This is a genomic window from Streptomyces sp. ActVer (genome assembly GCF_027270795.1).
Classification (GTDB): Bacteria; Actinomycetota; Actinomycetes; order Streptomycetales; family Streptomycetaceae; genus Streptomyces; species Streptomyces umbrinus_A.
In genome coordinates this window covers 1-2851 of sequence record NZ_JAPWHT010000751.1, presented here as the reverse complement: position 1 = coordinate 2851, position 2851 = coordinate 1, and the positions used below count along the sequence as shown (strand labels likewise).

At 71.8% G+C, this 2851-nt stretch carries 4 protein-coding genes; all 4 read right to left on the bottom strand.

Annotated elements, in window-relative coordinates; translation table 11 throughout:
- Positions 1 to 1252, bottom strand: a 1252-nt coding sequence (locus O3Q52_RS51560) for a cytochrome P450 (protein ID WP_269655316.1), incomplete at its 3' end; no start/stop codon positions are given.
- Positions 1253 to 1314: 62 nt separating this feature from the next.
- The gene (locus O3Q52_RS51555) at positions 1315 to 1974 is read right to left on the bottom strand and encodes an ATP/GTP-binding protein (protein WP_269655315.1); all 660 of its coding nucleotides are present in this window, start codon (positions 1972 to 1974) and stop codon (positions 1315 to 1317) included.
- Complete coding sequence (locus O3Q52_RS51550; protein ID WP_055616678.1) at positions 1952 to 2311, bottom strand: DUF742 domain-containing protein; 360 nt, start codon at positions 2309 to 2311, stop codon at positions 1952 to 1954. The genes O3Q52_RS51555 and O3Q52_RS51550 overlap by 23 nt, the downstream gene beginning before the upstream one ends.
- Positions 2308 to 2724, bottom strand: a complete 417-nt coding sequence (locus O3Q52_RS51545; RefSeq protein WP_055616679.1) for a roadblock/LC7 domain-containing protein — start codon at positions 2722 to 2724, stop codon at positions 2308 to 2310. The genes O3Q52_RS51550 and O3Q52_RS51545 overlap by 4 nt, the downstream gene beginning before the upstream one ends.
- Between the last annotated feature and the right edge of the window lie 127 nt (positions 2725 to 2851).

Below are 2851 nucleotides of genomic sequence, written 5' to 3'. Positions count from 1 at the left end.
GCGTCGGCGCCTCCGGCTGGCCGCCGCCGGCGAACGCGGGCAGCACCGGCCGCCGCACACCCTCCCGACCAGCCACCGTCTCCCCACTGACCGGCGCCACAGGAAACCGCACCGGCAACGAGGCCAACGCCCGGTGGAACGGCCCCGGCCGCCACTCCAGCTCCCCCACCGGCACCGCGAGCTCCACATCGGGCAACCGGTCGAGCAGCTTCTCGACCGCCACGGCGGCGATCAACCGCGCCGGGCTCTGGGCCGGACAGTTGTGCGGACCGGCGCTCCACGCCAGGTGGGCGCGATTCCCCGCACGCTGATCGTTCGTCAGCGCCGGATCCGTGTTCGCGGCGGCGAGACTGATGACGACCGGATCACCGGCCCGCAGCAGCGTCCCCTCGTACACGACGTCCCGAACCGGATAGTGCACCGCGTAGTTGGCCATCGGCGGATCGGTCCACAGGACCTCGTCGAGCGCGTCCTCGACCGGCAGGCTGCCACCGCCGAGGCTGCCCGCGAACCGGTCGTCGGAGAGCAGCAGCCGCAGCCCGTTGGAGATCAGGTTCTGCTGGGGCTCGGTGCCCGCGCCCATGAGGACGACGAGCTCGTGGATCATCTCCTCGTCGGTGAGGGCGGCCGGGTGGGCCATCATCCAGGACGTCATGTCCTGCCCCGGCCGGGCCCGCTTGAGCGCGATGAGGTCGAGCAGGGTCACGGTGAGCAGCTCGTTGGCCTTCTCCGCGTCCACGCCGTCGAAGATCCCGGACATGCCCTCGACCAGCCGCTCACCGAGGTCGGGCGGGCACCCGAAGAGCCGGTTGAAGACGAGCAGCGGCAGGACCTGCGCGTACTCGCCGAGCAGGTCGGCCTCGCCGCGCGGCGCGATCAGGTCGATCAGCGTGTCGGCGCTGCGCTCGACGTATCCGCGCAGGGTGTTGGGCTCGACGCGGGCCAGGCTGTCGGTGATGGCGCCGCGGAGCCTGCGGTGCTCCTCGCCGTCGGTGAACAGCGCGTTCGGCCGGTACATCATCATCGGCACGACCGGGCTGTCCGGCGCGACGGTCCCGTCGGCCAGGTCGCGCCAGCGGCGGGGGTCCTTGGAGAAGGTCTCGGGGCTGCGCAGGACGTGCAGCGCGGCCTCGTACCCGGTGACGAGGGTAGCGCGCACGCCGGGCGCGAGTTCGACGGGCGCGGTGTTGCCGTGCGCCCGCAGCTTGCCGTACGTGGCGGCCGGGTCGGCGGCGAACTCGGGGCCGTACATGGGGTGGTGGAAGGGGCAGCCCTCAGGTGGCGCGGAGACGGGGCCGGGGGCTTCGGGGGAGGTCACGCGTGCTCCAGTTCACTGTCGCCGACACTGCCGGCACTGTCGTCGGCGCTGCCGGCATTGCGGGTGAGGAGGTACTCGACGAGGGCGATCAGCGCGTGCGTGGAGGAGATCCGGTCGCGGGCGTCGCACCGTACGAGGGGTGTTTCGGGGAGCAGGTCGAGGGCTTCGCGGACCTCTTCCAGGTCGTGCTCTGCGGAGGCGTCGTCGAAGTCGTTGAGGGCGACGGCGTACGGCAGGCCCAGTTCCTCCAGGACCCCCATGACGTCGAAGGACTGGCCGAGGCGGCGCGTGTCGGCGAGGACGAGCGCGCCGAGCGCACCGCGGGTCATGTCCTGCCACAGCTCGGTGAAGCGCTGCTGTCCCGGGGTGCCGAAGAGGTACAGCACGAGGGAGTCGTTGAGGGTGAGGCGGCCGAAGTCGAGGGCGACGGTGGTGGTCGTCTTGTCCTTCGTGCCCGCCAGGTCGTCGACGAGCGCGCCGGCCTGGGTCATGACCTCCTCCGTGCGCAACGGCCGGATCTCGGACAGCGCGCCGACGAAGGTGGTCTTGCCGACGGCGAAGTGCCCCACGATCAGGACCTTGACGGCGGTCTGCACACCGCTCGGCAGGTAGACGCCCCCGGCGGGGCTGTCTTCAGAGGCGGGCGCGGAGCCCATCGAGGACCTCCTGGAGGATGCGGGTCTCGGACGGCCGGGCGGACGGGATGGGGGCGCGGGTGACGACGTGGCCGCTGTCCATGAGGTCGGCGATCAGCACCTTGGTGACGCTGACCGGCAGCGCCAGATGTCCGGCCACCTCGGCGACGGACAGCGCGCCGGGCCGGCACAGCTCCATCAACGCCCGCTTCTCCGGGCTCAGTCCGGTCAGCGGCAGGTCGTCGGCGGCGATCAGCAGCGTGACCAGGTCCAGGGTGTTGCGGGTCGGGTGGGAGCGGCCGTCGGTGACGACGTACGGCCGCACCAGCTTCCCTCCGGGACGCCTGGGCGGTGTCATGCCGGGCTGCCGGCGTCCCGACGCGCCGGGCTGGTCAGTTCCTTGCCGAGCCGGTCGACGAGCTTGTGCATGCGGTACGTGACGGCCTCCATGTCCACGTGCTCGGTGGTGGACACGGCGAGGTAGGCGCCCTCGCCGGCGGCCACGAGGAAGACGTAGCCGTGCGCGAACTCGATCAGGGTCTGCCGCCAGGGGGTATGCGGGCTGCCGCAGAACTCGGCGGTGCTGCGGCTGATCGACTGGACGCCGGAGAGCCCCGCGGCGAGCCGTTCGGCGTCGTCCCTGCCGATGTCCGCGGAGTGGGCCCGGAGCATGCCGTCGGCCGAGAGCAGGATCGCGTGCCGCGCCTCGGGGACCTTCAGGACCTCATCGAGCATCCAGCCCAACTCGTTGTTCGTGGTGGGCTCGATCATCCTTGGATGTTCCCTTCGTCTTCGTGGGGGGTGGTGTCCTGGGCGGCACGGCCGTGGAGCGTGCCGCGGGCGAACGCACCCATGCGGCGGGCGGTCTCCTCGGCCGAGCGGTCGCCGGGATCGTCGA